This is a genomic window from Klebsiella sp. K47, from assembly GCF_051858335.1.
GTDB lineage: Bacteria > Pseudomonadota > Gammaproteobacteria > Enterobacterales > Enterobacteriaceae > Klebsiella > Klebsiella pneumoniae.
In genome coordinates this window covers 1-356 of the sequence record NZ_JBPYUI010000111.1, presented here as the reverse complement: position 1 = coordinate 356, position 356 = coordinate 1, and the positions used below count along the sequence as shown (strand labels likewise).

At 53.9% G+C, this 356-nt stretch carries 1 protein-coding gene; it reads right to left on the bottom strand.

All coding sequences use genetic code 11. The features are described from left to right. A partial coding sequence (locus RRF55_RS27315; protein WP_336145442.1) for an IS5 family transposase occupies positions 1-356 on the bottom strand: 356 nt, incomplete at both ends.

Sequence of the window (356 nt, the reverse complement as noted above, 5' to 3'; positions counted from 1 at the left end):
GCCGGATAAGACCCGGGAAGGCTTCTGAGTCCGTCACATTGTTCAGCGACAGGTCAGCGCAGATGATTTCATGTGTTTTACTCTCAACGGCGAGATGCAGCTTACGCCAGATACGGCGGCGTTCCTGGCCATGCTTTTTGACTTTCCACTCGCCTTCACCGAAGACCTTCAGCCCGGTGGAATCAATTACCAGGTGTGCGATTTCACCCCGGGTGGGCGTTTTGAAACTGACATTAACCGACTTTGCCCGCCTGCTGACACAGCTGTAATCCGGGCAGCGTAGCGGAACGTTCATCAGAGAAAAAATGGAATCAATAAAACCCTGCGCAGCGCGCAGGGTCAGCCTGAATACGCGT